Annotated in this window: 10 protein-coding genes; all 10 read right to left on the bottom strand. The window is 47.6% G+C overall.

Annotated elements, in window-relative coordinates; genetic code table 11:
- Nucleotides 1–2: 2 nt before the first annotated feature.
- The gene (locus KNP98_RS02465; RefSeq protein ID WP_214810637.1) at nucleotides 3–3,599 is read right to left on the bottom strand and encodes a DUF5057 domain-containing protein; all 3,597 of its coding nucleotides are present in this window, start codon (nucleotides 3,597–3,599) and stop codon (nucleotides 3–5) included.
- A gap of 73 nt (nucleotides 3,600–3,672) precedes the next feature.
- Nucleotides 3,673–4,923, bottom strand: coding sequence for a bifunctional folylpolyglutamate synthase/dihydrofolate synthase (locus tag KNP98_RS02460; protein WP_088837550.1), 1,251 nt, complete (start codon nucleotides 4,921–4,923; stop codon nucleotides 3,673–3,675).
- Nucleotides 4,924–4,979: 56 nt separating this feature from the next.
- Complete coding sequence (locus KNP98_RS02455; protein WP_214804387.1) at nucleotides 4,980–7,616, bottom strand: valine--tRNA ligase; 2,637 nt, start codon at nucleotides 7,614–7,616, stop codon at nucleotides 4,980–4,982.
- A gap of 334 nt (nucleotides 7,617–7,950) precedes the next feature.
- On the bottom strand, nucleotides 7,951–9,261 hold the full coding sequence (gene hemL, locus KNP98_RS02450) for a glutamate-1-semialdehyde 2,1-aminomutase (RefSeq protein WP_214810636.1): 1,311 nt from the start codon (nucleotides 9,259–9,261) through the stop codon (nucleotides 7,951–7,953).
- Nucleotides 9,258–10,247, bottom strand: coding sequence for a porphobilinogen synthase (gene hemB, locus KNP98_RS02445; protein WP_214810634.1), 990 nt, complete (start codon nucleotides 10,245–10,247; stop codon nucleotides 9,258–9,260). Before hemB ends, hemL begins: the two co-directional genes overlap by 4 nt.
- Nucleotides 10,244–10,930, bottom strand: a complete 687-nt coding sequence (locus KNP98_RS02440) for a uroporphyrinogen-III synthase (RefSeq protein WP_214810633.1) — start codon at nucleotides 10,928–10,930, stop codon at nucleotides 10,244–10,246. The genes hemB and KNP98_RS02440 overlap by 4 nt, the downstream gene beginning before the upstream one ends.
- On the bottom strand, nucleotides 10,920–11,846 hold the full coding sequence (hemC, locus tag KNP98_RS02435) for a hydroxymethylbilane synthase (RefSeq protein WP_088837553.1): 927 nt from the start codon (nucleotides 11,844–11,846) through the stop codon (nucleotides 10,920–10,922). Before hemC ends, KNP98_RS02440 begins: the two co-directional genes overlap by 11 nt.
- Nucleotides 11,847–11,928: 82 nt before the next feature.
- Nucleotides 11,929–13,269 (bottom strand): glutamyl-tRNA reductase, encoded by a 1,341-nt coding sequence (gene hemA, locus KNP98_RS02430; protein ID WP_088837554.1) that lies wholly within the window; start codon nucleotides 13,267–13,269, stop codon nucleotides 11,929–11,931.
- 200 nt (nucleotides 13,270–13,469) lie between these two features.
- The gene (locus KNP98_RS02425) at nucleotides 13,470–14,621 is read right to left on the bottom strand and encodes an AI-2E family transporter (protein ID WP_214766512.1); all 1,152 of its coding nucleotides are present in this window, start codon (nucleotides 14,619–14,621) and stop codon (nucleotides 13,470–13,472) included.
- 268 nt (nucleotides 14,622–14,889) lie between these two features.
- Nucleotides 14,890–15,471 carry a ribosome biogenesis GTP-binding protein YihA/YsxC gene (yihA, locus tag KNP98_RS02420; RefSeq protein ID WP_088837556.1) on the bottom strand — a complete coding sequence of 194 codons (582 nt, stop codon included), beginning with the start codon at nucleotides 15,469–15,471 and terminating at the stop codon, nucleotides 14,890–14,892.

Below are 15,471 nucleotides of genomic sequence, written 5' to 3'. Positions count from 1 at the left end.
ACTTAATAGACATCCGTATCTGGTGAAGTGCTCGAACCTTCAGAAGAAATCGTCACTTTAAAGGTCGCCGTCAACGGTTGTTTCTCCGTCGCACCGGTTTTGATGACTTCAAGGACCGATTGATCTGCTTTTAATGCCGTCACTTTGACACGTGCGACACCTGGGCGAATCGGTTTTAAGGCTTGCGCCGATGAATCAATCTTCACATACTCTTTTCCTTGAAGCACTTCCAACCGATAAAAACGCTCTGTCGCCGTCACGGGTAACCAGTTCAAGACAGGCTGCTTTTGAACATCCTGCATGGAAAGTGTTAAATCGTTCGCCGTCAAATCAGTTGGATTTTCACGTACCATGATTTTCGTGATGGCTTGTGTCGCTGTAAAATCTCGAAGTTTCAGTAAGGCGTCGACTGGACCAGCCGGTGTCCCCGTTATTCCCTTGACGGTGTAACCAGCCGCCGTTTGAATGAGTTCGATCGCCGGACTAGACGTCGAAACAGCGAACGGTAATCGAATACTCGGTGTAAAGGTCGCTGTGACATCTTGCGTCGTGTTGACCCATAACTCTAGGTTATTCGGTGTTACGGCTAGTTCCGGTAATTTAACTTCAATCGTATAGATTTGCGACTGTGCTAAATAGGTCGTGCTGCCGCTCGATGCCGGAACAACGGCTTGAACGGTCATTGTGCCTGGTTTTTTTCCTGTTAGCGATAACTCATCTGTTGTCAGACCGGTAGCCTCGACTAAATCGTTGTTCGTGACAAGCCATTTAATCGGTGCATCCGTCCCGGACAACATGGCTGCTTCGCCCGTCATCGCTTTCGTCTGTCCGACGTATAACTCGCTTGGTACACCACGGACGATCAATCCACCAAAGACATCGTTAATCGTCAACTTCGAAGTCGCGACTAACTCACGTCCATTCGCGACGGGGACAATCAATTTAATTTCCGTCGTTCCGATTTTCTTCGGTTCGATGATGCCTTGATCGTTAATCTTCGCAATGCTCGTATCTTCAATCGACCATCTCAATGTGCCGTACTGGCTGCCTGCCGGATTGATTTCTGGCAATACCTTATAAGACGGCGTGTTGATATCCATCCGGACAGCTGGAATTTTAGCTTCCGTCGCAAAGCGGGTCGATAAGGCATATCCTAGTCTCGGGAACGACTGGACATCGTTCGCAAGTGAAGTCGATTTATCGACGCCATTTTTTTTATCACGGTAAATGGTCTTCGTTGAAACAATTGTATTCTCTTTTTCATCGAAGACATGAACACCTGCCGCATCCTTCGCTCGTACTTTTACGGTAAAAGTCAGTTCCGACGGCTTTGCAATCCATAATCCTTTGTGGAGCCCTTCAATCGCTTCATCATATTCGATGTCCGGTACATTCCCCGTCAATGTTTGATTGACGATTTTCGCACCGTTAAGACCTGTTGCTGAGACGACTTCGACATTACTCGGGAAGTTTTCTGTAAACAAAATATCTTCCATCGTTACTGAAAATTGTCCCATGATGTAGCCGTTGTTACCGATTGCATCTTTTTGAAGCATCGGGCTTGTTTTGACCGTATACGTAATCGTTGCTGTTTCCCCTTGCGGAATCGTTGCCGGATCGATTGACCGTGATAACGTGAACGGAGATGAAGCGGATGGCTGAACGATTTGGACGGTACGTGTCTCAATCGTTTTCGCCCCCCGTTGATCCTCTGCTTCGATCCGGATTGTCGCGGTTGTTTTCCCTGTCAACTTAGCATCGAAGCTTTGGCTGACAAACGAATTGTTTTTTAGTTTATTATTTTCATACACTTTTTCATTGTCGATGTAGATTCGTGTCTTCAATTCCCGATCGCGTAAGTCATAGTCATTAACCTTATAAGATACCGTGATTGGTTCATTGTCTAAATAACTCGCTTGATTGGCTGGCAGGATATTTTTAATGAGCGGTTTATGATTCGCCCCGATAAAGGCGCGGTACATCGTGTTCGAGAACAGTTCTTTTTCCTGTTGTTGGTTGAACGTCGAGGTATGTCCTGCACCAGAATACGTCACATTGCCTTTTGTATACATGTAGTAATGGTTACGGGCATCGCCGATTGTGCGTCCGGCTGACTGATTCGAATCAGCCGTACTATTTTCCCGAATGTTGTACCACGGAATTAAATCGGGTTGTTCTAAATCAAGACCAAAGTATTGGTCATGGGTTGTTGCGATTGAGACTTCATCCGCTAACGTAAACGGATACGACGTCATGACACCGTCATTTTGTTTGACCGCCTTCCCTGACGTCCGCTGTGCTCCGTACCCCATGTTCGTGAAGTTCTTTTGTCCGGCAAGTCCGGCAAATTTCTTTTCCCAGAACAGTTCCGGATTCGCTGACTGACTTGGACGGAAAATCGTATCGTGGGACAACATCAGTCCTTGCCCGGTGTTCGTGAAATCAAGGATTGCATTCGAGGCCGCATCATTCAGCGACGCCGCTCCGTACGAATCTTGAAATCCAAAGATTAACATGTCGTACGTCGTATTTAAGTTTCGTGATGCGTACGTACTGTTAAATGTATCTGCCGTAATGACTTCGACGTTAAAATCATAGTACCCGGTTTCTTTCAATAACGTACCGGTGTTCATGAAGCCATTGATTGAACCCGTCGATCCACTGCGCGTCACCTGTAAGATTTTTGCTTCTGCGACTTGGTCCTTCATTAAGAAACTACCTGTTTTGTAGTCGGTCAGTCCGTCGCTACTCGACACACGGATCATCCAGTTCCGCGGTCCCGTGTAACTCGGGGCATCGAAATTATAGCTCAATGCCCCCGTTTTGGTAGCCGGCTTCTCATCAACCTTTTCCGACTCTTCAAATTGGTCATTGCTATCAAAGTCGATATACAGTTGCGCTAACTGATTCGTGTTCTCGAGCGTCGTCGTGTACATGAAGTCGATTGGAACGTTCGGAACAGCTGACTTCCCTTTATCGATTCCTGTTAATGACACACCGTTTTGTTTGACGGAAACACCTTCTAGCCGCGGACGGATGACCTTTTGAGTCTTTAACTTCGTCATGACTGTCTGAATATCCGTATATCGCATCAATGCATTTGATTTAAGATCTTTAAAGATGGCATTAAAATTGCTTGACGTATGTGTCAAGACATCTTGATGTAGAAAAACCGGCAGCCCTTTATTGACGAAGGCACTGACGATTTCATTTCCTTTTAACTTCGTGATGTCGTTCTCAATCTTACTCGTATTATGTGCTTTCTTCGTATCCGAGATTGTCATTGAATAACGGTCGGTTCCTGTGAAGACGGATGGATCAAAGACAACAGCATCAAACGCACCATCTAACGGAAAACGAGAAGCGTTCAATTCTTTGACCGTCATCATTTCAATCTCATAGCGGGTCGAATCGAGCCCGTTGAGCAATGAGGTGATTGTCGTATTTGGATCAATCCGGTTCGTCGTCGACCATGCATCCCGGATTTCAAGAATTTTCAACTTATCTGCCGCAGCAGCCTTCGTATGTGGTTCCTGTATATAACTAAAACTCGTAAAGATCAGTACACTGACTAAAAACAGACGTAACCACCGTTTCATCTTCCATCGTCTCCTCGTCGTAAGATCATAAAATATAGGACTATATTACCCCAACCTTAGTATACAAGGACTTTTAGCGTTTTCCCTTTTTTGTAAAACGTTGTCGCAGTATTTTTTCACGAACGACACTGATGAAGTAAAGAGATCCTGTTACGATGAGTGTTTGATTTGTTCCTTCGTATTCAGCGAGAAACGAATCGAGTTCTATGACATTTGCCCCATCCGCAGTCAGTTCTTCTAGCGACCGGGCTCGCGGAAAATCAAACGTCGTCTCCATAATCGTTGGTGTCACTTCCTGAAATTGTTTAATCATCGCAAGGCGATCTTTATCCCGCAGGATGGAGCAAAGGATGACGATTGGCATTGTTTCCTGTTTTAGACGGTCGACGAGCGCTTTAACACCTTCCGGATTATGAGCCCCGTCTAAGATGATGCGCGGCTCGCGCGAAATCGTCTCAAACCGTCCCGGATGTTTGGCGTTTCGGAGACCACGACGAATTGCCGTCTTCGACCAACCGAGTTTCTTTGCACAGATGACGGCGTTCGCTGCATTTTCGACTTGATGGTGCCCTTCGAGTCCAAGTCGTGTTTCGGGAATTCCTTCATACGTCGCCCATGTTCCGGTCGCATTCAGTCGGTACGAGACGATGGCTTCCTGACTCCACTTCAACGTCGCTGCCCGGTCGCCACAATAGGCCATCAACGGGACCGTCAATTCCTCTTGCAGTTTCCCGGCAATGACCGATGTTCCCCGTTTGATGATGCCGAACTTTTGAAGGGCAATCTCTTGGAGCGTATCTCCGAGAATCGCTTGATGATCGTGACCAATCGAGGTGATGATGGCAGCAATCGGTTGCTTCAGTACGTTCGTCGAGTCATAAAGCCCTCCGAGTCCGACCTCGTAAATGACGAAGTCTGGCCGAACTTGATTGAAATGATAGAAAGCAAGTGCCGTCAACGCTTCAAATTCCGTCACTGTACCAATCGTCGGCTCAAGCTCGGTCATCGCTTGCTTCACTGCATTTGCTGCCTTAACGAGATCCGCTTCAGCAATCGGCACTCCGTTCAGCATGATCCGTTCCTCGAACTGAATGATGTATGGGGATGTAAACGTCCCGATGTGTAACCCTTCCGCCATTCCCATCTCCCGTAAGAAGGCGACGGTCGACCCTTTCCCGTTCGTCCCCGCGACATGGATCGTCGGAACAGCATCCGGATCAATCTTTAGTTCTTCTAGTAACGCTTCCATCCGACTTAGTCCCGGTTTGATACCGAATGCCAGTAACCGTGACAACCACTCTAATACGTCTTCTCTCGTCTCCACTCTGTCCCCGCTCCTTTAAAAAAAGTGGCTCAAGGAAACTTGAGCCACTGTTGAAATTATTGAGATAGTTCGTTGATCCGCGCTTCGACTGCCGCACGTTTTTCGTTATAATCCTGTGCTTTTGCCTGTTCTTCTTCGATGACATGTGCCGGTGCTTTTCCGACGAAACCTGGGTTGTTGAGTTTTTTCTCGACCCGTTCGACTTCCTTCGTATACTTGACGAGTTCTTTGTTCAAGCGGGCGATTTCTTCTTCGATGTTGATTAAGTCAGCCAACGGAATGAACAATTCTGCGCCGGTCACGATGGCACTGAGTGCTTTTTCCGGTGCCGCCATGCTGCGTTCGACAAGTAATTCGGAAGCATTCGTAAACTTCTTCAAGTACGAGACGTTCGTCTCTAAGTCATGCTGTACTTGGTCGTCACTCGTCGAAATCATCAACTGGATTTGTTTTGACATCGGTGCGTTCACTTCGGCACGAATGTTCCGGACCGACCGGATAACATTTTGGACAGCTTCAAACGCAGGAACTGCTTGCGGGAAGTCGAGTGTCTCATTACGTGTCGGCCAAGCCGCACGCGTGATCGTTTCTCCTTGATGCGGCAAGTGTTGCCAAATCTCTTCCGTGATGAACGGCATGAACGGGTGCATCAGACGCATGATTTGGTCGAGCGTGTACGCAAGAATCGAACGCGTCGTCAATTTAGCGGCCTCATCTTCACCGTTCAGCGGTAACTTCGCCATCTCGATGTACCAGTTACAGAAATCTTCCCAGATGAAGTGGTAGAGGACTCGACCGGCTTCACCGAACTCATACTTATCGGATAATCGTGTCACATCAGCAATCGTCGTGTTCAGACGTGTCAAAATCCACTGATCGGCTAATGATTTTTCGCCCGTCAGATCGATTTCTTCATACGTCAGACCATCCATGTTCATCAGTGCGAAACGGCTTGCGTTCCACAATTTATTCGAGAAGTTCCATGTCGCTTCGATTTTTTCCCAATAGAAACGTAGGTCGTTTCCTGGCGTCGAACCTGTCGTTAAGAACCAACGGAGTGAATCGGCACCATATTTTTCGATGACGTCCATTGGATCGATTCCGTTCCCGAGTGATTTCGACATCTTCCGTCCGTCCGAGTCACGAATCAGACCGTGAATCAACACATCGTTGAATGGACGTTCGCCTGTGAATTCATACGATTGGAAAATCATCCGCGATACCCAGAAGGCGATGATGTCGTACCCCGTAACGAGTGTCGACGTCGGGAAGTATTTTTGGTAGTCCGCAGCATCCGTATTCGGCCAACCCATCGTCGAGAACGGCCAGAGCGCTGACGAGAACCACGTATCGAGGACATCGTTGTCCTGCTCCCAGTTTTCGATGTCGGCAGGTGCTTCTTTCCCAACGAACACTTCACCTGTTTCTTTATGATACCAGGCTGGAATACGGTGTCCCCACCAGAGTTGACGGCTGACACACCAGTCACGGATATTCTCCATCCAGCGGACGTAGGTGTTTTCGAACCGTTGTGGGACGAAGTTGATTTTATCCTCGCCCTGTTGTTCAGCAAGTGCTTTTTCAGCGAGTGGCTCCATCTTGACGAACCATTGCAGCGACAAGTACGGTTCAACGACTGCATCCGACCGTTCCGAGTGACCAACCGAGTGCAGGTGCGGCTCGACTTTAATCAAGACGCCCGAGGCTTTCAAATCTTCGACAATTTGTTTGCGGCACTCGAAGCGATCCATACCCTCGTATTTACCGGCGTTTTCGTTCATCGTTCCGTCTTCGTTCATGACGAGGACACGTGGTAAGTCATGACGGTTCCCCACTTCAAAGTCATTCGGGTCATGGGCAGGCGTGATTTTAACGACACCTGTTCCGAATTCCATATCGACATATTCGTCAGCGACGATCGGAATTTCTCGTTCGACGATCGGGAGCGTGATCGTTTTACCGACGAGGTGAGCGTAACGCTCATCTTTCGGATTGACGGCGATTGCCGTATCCCCAAGCATCGTCTCCGGGCGCGTCGTCGCGAGTTCAACGTGACCTGTTCCGTCCGTCAACGGATAGCTGAGGTGGTAGAACGCACCTTCGATATCTTTATAGATGACTTCGATATCGGAAATCGCAGTTTTCGTCGCCGGGTCCCAGTTGACGATGTATTCGCCACGATAGATCAAACCTTTTTCATACAGCTTAACGAATACTTCCTGGACCGCTTCAGATAAACCCTCGTCGAGCGTAAAGCGCTCGCGTGAGTAATCCAGACCAAGTCCGAGTTTCGCCCATTGCGCACGAATCGTTGACGCATATTCTTCTTTCCATGCCCATGATTGTTCGAGGAATTTCTCACGTCCCATTTCTAAGCGCGATTGTCCTTCTGCCCGCAATTTTTGTTCGACTTTCGCTTGCGTCGCGATTCCCGCGTGGTCCATTCCCGGCAAATACAGGACGTCGAACCCTTGCATCCGTTTCATTCGTGTCAGCATGTCTTGCAGTGTCGTATCCCAAGCATGACCGAGGTGTAGTTTCCCTGTCACGTTCGGTGGGGGGATGACGATCGTGTACGGTGCTTTCTCCGGATCTTGATCGGCTTTGAAATATTCCCCTTCCAACCAAAAATCGTACCATTTTTCTTCCGTCGCCTGCGGATCATATTTCGTCGGCATTGATAATTCCTGCATCTAAATCGCTCCTTTTATCCATAATAAAAACGGCTACTCTCGTCCTCATCTAAGGACGAAAGAAGCCGTTGCTCTTCCGCGATACCACCTTAGTTCACCCCGAAAACGGGAGTGCCCTCTAGCCCGCGTAACGTGCGGAATCCGGATATCGCTCGCTCGCGCTTACGATACCAGCTCGTGGGGTGACCTTCGTCAGGACACACTGTCACATCTCTCAGCCGGTGGATGTGTTCTCTCTTACAGTCTGTTGTCTGACTACTCTTCCCGTCAACGCTGTTTCCAAATTATTCTTTCCTTATTTTATCCGAGACGTCCATCACCCGTCAAGAACTCCTTAACGGCTAAATTCGACCTGGAGTTCTTTGAACGTCAGTTCAACGGCTTCAATCGTCCGTTTGATATCATCATCCGAGTGGACGGTCGATAAGAAGAGTCCCTCGAATTGTGACGGTGGGAGGAAGATTCCGCGCGCCGCCATCTTTTGATAGTACGAACGGAACATCTCGAGGTTCGATGTTTTCGCTTGTTCGAAATTTGTCACGGGTTGATTAGTGAAGAAGACACCGAACATTGCTCCGGCCCGGTTCGTCGTCAACGGAATGTTATATTTCGCAGCAGCCTGTAAATAGCCTTCTGCTAGACGATTTGCTTTTTGGTCAAATTCTTCATAGTGCTCCGGTTTTAATTGCGTTAAGGTCGCAAGCCCCGCTGCCATCGCAAGCGGATTCCCCGACAGGGTACCTGCCTGATAGATTGGACCTTGCGGCGCGATTTGCTCCATGATGTCACGGCGTCCACCGTAGGCACCGACGGGCATACCACCACCGATGACTTTACCGAGACATGTGATGTCTGGCGTGACACCGAAGTATCCTTGGGCACAGTTGAAACCGACACGGAAACCCGTCATGACTTCGTCGAAAATTAATAACGTACCGTGTGCTTCCGTGATTTCACGAAGCCCTTCGAGGAATCCGGCTGCCGGCGGGACGAAGCCCATGTTCCCTGCTGCCGGTTCAACGATGACACCTGCGATATCGTCACCATGTTTTTCAAAGGCAGTCCGGACAGCGTCCATGTCGTTATACGGAACCGTCAACGTCATGCTGGCGATTTGTGCCGGAACTCCCGGTGAATCGGGAAGACCGAGCGTCGCGACGCCTGAACCGGCTTTAATCAACAACGAATCGCCGTGTCCGTGGTAACATCCTTCAAATTTCAGGATTTTCGTTTTGCCTGTAAACCCACGCGCGAGACGTAATGCCGCCATCGTTGCTTCCGTCCCCGAGTTGACCATCCGGACGACCTCGACGGACGGGACACGACTGATGACGAGTTCTGCCATCGCTGACTCGATTTCAGTTGGTGTCCCGTAACTCCAACCGCGTGTTGCCTGTTCTTGAATCGCCGCCGTGACGATCGGATCGGCGTGACCTAAAATCATCGGTCCCCATGATAAAACGTAATCGATGTATTCTTTCCCATCGATATCGTATAATTTTGAACCACTTGCCCGTTCGGCAAAGATTGGTGTCATACCAACTGATTTATAGGCACGGACTGGACTGTTCACGCCACCAGGCATGAGTGGTAATGCCCGCTCAAAGGCAGCTTTTGATTTTGAGTTCTGATTGGTTAAGCTCATTTCGATCCCTCCAAGTAACGACAGATGTCTTTCGCGAAATACGTGATGATTAAATCTGCTCCAGCACGTTTAAAGCCAAGCATCGTCTCCATGACGATTCGTTCTTCATCAATCCAACCGTTGAGTGCCGCTGCTTTGACCATGGCATATTCCCCTGAGACGTTGTAGGCGACGATTGGTAAATCAATCCGCTCGCGCACGTCCCGAATGATGTCCATGAAGGCAAGCGCTGGTTTGACAATCATGAAGTCTGCCCCTTGTTCTACGTCAGACGTTGCTTCCCGGAATGCTTCACGGCGGTTCGCCGGATCCATTTGATATCCTTTACGATCACCTTCACCCGGTGCTGAATTGGCTGCGTCACGGAATGGCCCATAATAGGCAGAAGCGTACTTAACGCCATAACTCATAACCGGAATATGGCTGAACCCATTCTCATCAAGCCCTTGACGGATCGCAGCAACAAAACCGTCCATCATCGAGGACGGAGCAATGATGTCTGCACCAGCGCGTGCTTGTGAGACGGCTGTTTGGACGTGCAATGGAAGTGATGCATCATTATCGACCGTGCCGTCCGCGACGATACCGCAATGCCCTGTCGATGTATATTCACAGAGACACGTATCCGCGATGACTGTCAACTGTGGTGCGAGTTTTTTGACGAGACGTGTGGCTTCTTGAACAATTCCGTGATCATGGAATGCTCCTGTGCCTTGTTCATCTTTTAAGTGATCATGCGGGACACCGAACAGAATGATGGATTCGATGCCAAGCGCAACGATCTCGTTGATTTCTGCTTCGAGATGGTCAAGTGACAAGTTGAACACACCAGGCATCGAACTGACTTCACGCTTAATGTCTTCTCCTTCTGCGATAAACAGTGGATAAATCAAGTCTGATTTATGCAAATGATTTTCTCGTACGAGCGAGCGAAGTGAAGCCGTATTTCGTAAACGGCGGTGGCGTGCGAATTCTAATGTGTTCATTCCAGTTCCTCCTCTAAAATGCAGTCAATCAATCCGTCGAGCGTAAACGTCTTTGCGCTACGTAGAGGTCTCAGTCCTGCTCGTTGTGCAGCTTGTTCTGTGACGGGACCAATCGCGATATACGTCGCATGCGTTTGAAGAGCTAACGAAGCCAGTGCTTCGACGGCAGATGGACTTTGTAATCCGATATAAGTTGCGCCAGACAAACGTTCTCTCGGAATCTGTCGGATGTTCGTTTCATACGTCACGACTTCGGAGACGTCAGCTGCGACTAGTTGTTTTAAGCGTTCGAGTGGTTCTTGGCGCGACCGATTCCCACGGGCAAAACAGATCCGTTGCTTCGCCAATAGTTGATGTTGTAACTCGTCGACGAGCACATCACCCGTAAAAGCAGATGGAATGAAATCCGCGCTTCGACCTGCCTGTTCAAGAGCCTGTGCCGTTTTTGTACCAACAACAGCAATTTTCGTTTTTTGTAATCGTGGTAAATCGGCCTCGATTCGTTCGACGCCTGTCGGGCTCGTCACGACCAACCAATCAAGTGCCGGCGGCAATTCGAATGCAACCGGTACCGTCTCGATACTTGGTTCGTGAATGACTTCAATCTGTCGTTCCGCTAAACGCTGCACTTGCTGCGAGTTCGGTGGCCGACTCCCGGTCAGGACAAGCCGTTTATAAGTCATCCGGCAACGATGCAAGAATTTCGCGACCGCCGGCATCGAGTAACCGATCCGCGACGAGTTGACCGAGTTGCATCGGGTCAAGCGAAGTTTCGCGTTCGAGCAAGATTTGTGTCCCATCGACTGAACCGATGAAACCGACGAGTGTCGTCGATAAATCTTCGTTGATCGTCGCAAAACCACCAACCGGGACGTGACAGCTTCCTTCGATCGCGGATAAGAATGACCGCTCGGCAAAGGCCACTTTTTCAGTCATTTGATCATGAATTAAATTTAAAAGATCACGGATTTCCTGGTCTTGTTCACGGCATTCGATTGCCAAGATACCTTGACCGACAGCAGGAATCATCTCGTCCGTCGAAATGTATTCCGAGACGATTTCATCCGACCACCCCATCCGTTGCAGACCAGCTGCCGCAAGTAAAATCCCGTCGAATGGTCCTGTCTTCAACTTTTCGAGACGTGTATCAATGTTTCCGCGAATCGATTCAATCTTCAAATCTGGACGAAGTTTAAGCAATTGTGAGCCGCGGCGTAAACTGCTCGTCCCGACCGTAGCACCTTCAGGCAGGGTCGCAAGTCCGCCTCCTGTTGTTGTGATGAGCGCATCCCGTGCATCGACACGTGCAGGTGTTGATCCGATGATAAGACCTGCCGGAAGTTCTGACGGAAGATCTTTCATGCTATGGACAGCGAAGTCGATTTCTTCATCCAGCATCTGTTGTTCGATTTCCTTGACGAATAATCCTTTCCCGCCGACTTTAGACAATGTCACATCAAGGATGCGGTCCCCTTTAGTGATGATGTTTTTGATTTCGAATTCATATGGAGCACCCGCTTGTTTCAATTGCTCGATGACCCATTTCGTCTGTGTCATCGCTAGTTTCGAACTGCGTGAACCTACTATGATTTTTCGCATGCTAAAATCCCCCTGTACAATAATAAAGGGGCGGCACAAGTCCGCCCCATGCTTTTCTATTGTAACACAATTACAGCTTTGTTCACCGATTCACAGCTTTGCGTGGTTCAGAAGTTTCGTCTTGTAACACGACGTCTTCGACCGACGAATCAAACAGTTCTTCATCGAGTGCAAAGGTGTCCATGAACTGTGCAATGCGTTGTTCTGCATCTGGTTTTGCCGCGGCATCTTTAATGTATGAGAGCGGTTCACGTAATAATTGATTGATAATTGATTTCATGTGTTTTCCGATGACGGCTTTTTCACGGGCCGACATGTCCGGCAGTTTCCGTTCGAGGCTTTGCATCGTCTCTTGCTGAATTTTAAGCGATTGATCGCGCAGTTCCGTAATGATTGGAACGACACCAAGCGTCGTCATCCATCCTTCAAACTCAGCGATGGCAGCTTCAATCCGTAACTCGATTTTAGCCGCTTCTTTCATCCGTTCCGCCATGTTCTGTTGGACGATTGATGTTAAATCATCGACGTCATATAAATGAACACCAGGTAAGTCACCCGCTGTCGGCTCGATATCACGTGGTACCGCAATGTCGATCAACAGGAAGGGACGGTCACTGCGGAACAGTTGAGCAGCGGCGATATCTTCCCGCTTGATGATCGCCCGTTTGGCACCGGTAGAAGAAATGACGATATCAGCGCGAAGAAGACCACATTGCATTTCGTTAATCGAATGTGCAGACCCTTCGAAACGATTCGCAACTTCTTCTGCTTTCGCAAGCGTTCGGTTAAAGACCGTGATATCTCGCGCACCGGCCTCATACAAGTTCAACGTCGTCAATTCACCTGTCTCACCGGCACCGATGACGACAATTGATTTATCTTCAAGAGAACCGAGCAATTGTTCTGCAAGTGTCACGGCAGCAGCACTGACAGAAACGGCACTCTCCCCGATTCCTGTTTCAGCATGGGCACGTTTCGCAAGCGTTACCGCTTCCTTAAATAGTTTGTTGAAGACCGTTCCCGTCGTTTCTAATTTTTGCGCTGTAAAGAAACTTGTCTTCACTTGACCTAAAATTTGCGTTTCCCCGACGATCATCGAATCGAGACCACTCGTCACTCGGAACAAGTGCTTCATCGCATCAAACCCTTCATGGATGAATAAATACGGTTCAAGTTCTTCCATCGTCAAACCGAACCAGTTCGCAAGAAAACGTTTTGTATAGTAGCGTCCTGTGTGTGGTTGATCCGTCACGACATATAATTCGGTCCGGTTACAAGTCGACACGATGACGCTCTCGAAAATACTCTTTTCATCTCGTAACGCCACGACCGCTCCCTTCATCTCATGTTCCCCAAATGAGACTTGTTCGCGTATTGATACAGGCGCCGTCTTATTATTTAAACCGACAACTACGATATGCATGCGCTCTACCCCTTACGTCTAAAGATTTCATTCTCCTCTATCTTTTGTTCTCTACTCTACATTATAACCATTATAAAAAAGATTCCAATCAATTTATAAACTAAAATGAGTCAAAGTTGTGAAAAGTATTCTTTCATCCTATCCCTCTCTCGGATAAATCACAAACCCTCTGCTCGAATGTTTCAGCAGAGGGCTTATCGTTAGGATTTGGAAGAATCGGTAATGATTGTCGAGCTCTCGGTCTGCAAGTCGAACTGTTGCTGACGTAAACGATAAATACGAGCAATGTTCTGGATGACGACTTTGGAGACAGCATATGTCGGAACAGCCAAAATGACGCCGATGATACCGGCGATTTTACCGGCGACGAGCAAGACGATGATGATCGTCAACGGATGCACTTTTAACGTTTTCCCTTGAACATACGGAGAAATCAAATTCGATTCAATCTGTTGTGCGATAACGATCGTGATGATTGCATAAAGCGCCTTGATCGGATCATCGATGAATCCGACGATGACAGCAGGAACAGCCCCGATATATGGTCCAAGATACGGAATGATGTTCGTCACCGTACAAAATAATGCGAGTAACAAAGCGTATTGAATATCTGAGATGAAGAAACCGATTAACGACATCAATCCGACGCAGAGTGAAACGATGACTTGACCATTGACGTAGTGCTTAACCGTCACGTGCATGTCATGTAAGATGTTACGTGTTTCTGCCTCATAGCCTTTCGGTAAAAGTTTAACGACCGAGTCAGGAAACTTGTACCCGTCAAGCAGCATGTAGACGAGAATGAACGGAACGAGCACGACGATTAGAACCGTCGAAGAGATGACACCGAAAATGGTTCCGACAGATGCCGAAACGGACTTGAAGAGCGTTCCGATATATGACGTCGCTTCATTCGTCCACTCGTCAAACAATTCCGTATTGTGTTGAACCCAATTTGAAATAAAACGATTGTCCATCAATTGATCGCGTAGATTCAACGTTTGATCACGTAGTTCTACGACAAGATTCGGGATGCTCGTGACAAACTCCGTCACCTGTTTGACGAGGATTGGACCGATCAACGTAATGATAAGCGTCAAAATCCCGACAAAAGCGAGTAAAACAATCAGGACGGCAAGTCCACGTTTTTTGACACGTTTTTGTAAGGCATCAACGATTCCAAGCGTAAAGTAATAAAAAATTCCTGCAATGATAAGTGGTGGGAAAATTAACGCAAGCATCACTTTAATCGGTTGGAATAAAAACGAGATTTTCGTCCCGACCCAGATGACTAAGAAAATCGTTAGTATCCAAAGTAATGCTTTAAACCATTTGTTTCGAAGTAAGTCCACGAATAAGCCTCCTACAGTTTTCAATTCCGGTATAGCATATTTTTTAAAGCTGCTATTCCATTAATTTGTTATTATTTCATCTTTTTCATCAAGATTTACGCTGGATGAAAGCTATGTCCAAAAGAGAACTGGAAATAATCTTTATCTTTTTACAATATTAAGTATAGATACATCGCTATTTTTTATCTATATTATTTTCGAAATAATAAATTAAAAGGCAATGTTCATCTTGTGAACATTGCCTTTTACCTTCAATCAGTTGTACCTCTTACAAATGAGCATAAATCGCTTCCCATGCCGCATCGACACCTTCGCCCGTTTCTGAAGAAAACGGAATGAATGTATCTTGACCATCAAATTGCAGTTTCCGCTTGATGGCTGCGATTTGTTTATCCCGCTGACCACGCTTGATTTTATCAAGTTTTGTCGCGACGACGATGACGGATAAGTCATAGTACTTTAAGAAGTCGTACATGATGACATCATCTGCCGATGGTTCATGACGAATGTCAACGAGTAAGACGACACCTTTTAGTATTTCACGTGTCGTGAAATACTTCTCCATCATTTTTCCCCAGGCTTCCCGTTCCGTTTTCGAAACTTTCGCGTAGCCGTATCCGGGTACATCGACAAACATGAGCTCATCATTGATATTGAAGAAGTTCAACGTTTGTGTTTTCCCTGGTTTTGATGAAGTACGTGCGAGTGCCTTCCGCTGGACGAGCTTATTGATGAACGACGACTTTCCGACGTTCGACCGTCCCGCAAGTGCAACTTCAGGAAGAAGTGGTTCCGGATAATGCTCCGGATTGACACCACTTGTAATAAAATCTGCTTTATAAATTTTCAT

This window comes from Exiguobacterium sp. s127, from assembly GCF_018618695.1.
Lineage (GTDB): Bacteria > Bacillota > Bacilli > Exiguobacteriales > Exiguobacteriaceae > Exiguobacterium_A > Exiguobacterium_A oxidotolerans.
This window is presented reverse-complemented; position numbering and strand designations above follow the sequence as displayed.